Raw genomic sequence first — 875 nt, 5'->3', positions numbered from 1 at the left:
ATCATGCAAGACCGGCTGCTTCGCGTCATTGGGAATTGCGCTGTGAACGCGCTCCCTGCGAAGGGCTATAGACGGGTGATCACAGTCATCTCTGGCAGGCGCTCCCAGGGCAGTCCCACCACCAGCGCATCGAACTGCGCCTGCGTCAATGACAGCGGGGTCACCGCGCTGCTCTCGCTCGGCCACACGAAGCGCCCGGCGTTGAGCCTCCTGGCGGCACACCACACACCGAAGCCGTCGTGCACGAGCAGCTTGATGCGGGTAGCCCGCACGTTGGCGAACAAGTAGCCGTGGTGCGCACGAGCACTGCCGAGGGCATGCACGACGTGAGCCATCAGGCGCTCGGCGCCGGCACGCATGTCCAAGGGCTGGGTGCAAAGCCAGAGGGCGTCGATGCGGATCATCGCAACAACTCGCGCAGCCATGCTGCGCAGTCGACCGCCGCCGAGACCGGCCACGCAACGGTGACGCCGAGGGCCCCGCGCTTGAACTCGAGTCGGATCGTCTCGGTACTGGCCGCTGCGCGCGATGGCGCCGGAGCCGCCGGCGGCGCAGGCAACGACAACTCGACAAACTCCCGCGCACGCTCGACGGTGGCACTTGCTGGAGATGGCGCGGGACTCGCCCCGCGGCCGCGACGCCATTGATGCACGAGGTTGTCGTTCAGCCCAAACGACAGCGCGACCGCCGCGACGGAAGCGCCGGGTTCGGCGCAGGCGGCCAGTACTGTCGGCGCCGGTTGAACTTTGACCCACCCTGYCGGTTGAACTTTGACCCGGGGATGGGAGCCGGCATCGTGGTTGCCGACTGTGGATAACTGTAGCTGTTTCCTCCTTTCTTGCTTTGCTTGATGTTCGGTCTTTGAGGGCGCGGAG

The 875-nt window shown here is 66.2% G+C and carries 2 protein-coding genes; both read right to left on the bottom strand.

Annotation, left to right across the window (positions count from 1 at the left end; translation table 11 throughout):
* Positions 1-65: 65 nt before the first annotated feature.
* Positions 66-425, bottom strand: a complete 360-nt coding sequence (tnpB, locus tag AC1DF3_RS36940) for an IS66 family insertion sequence element accessory protein TnpB (protein ID WP_478142806.1) — start codon at positions 423-425, stop codon at positions 66-68.
* The coding region (locus tag AC1DF3_RS36935; protein WP_478142805.1) for a transposase at positions 401-875 on the bottom strand (475 nt) is incomplete at its 5' end. The genes AC1DF3_RS36935 and tnpB, both read right to left, overlap by 25 nt.

Source organism: Variovorax sp. 10N432 (assembly GCF_056394465.1).
The sequence above is the reverse complement of the archived record's forward strand: the minus strand, read 5'-3'. Positions and strand labels throughout refer to the sequence as shown.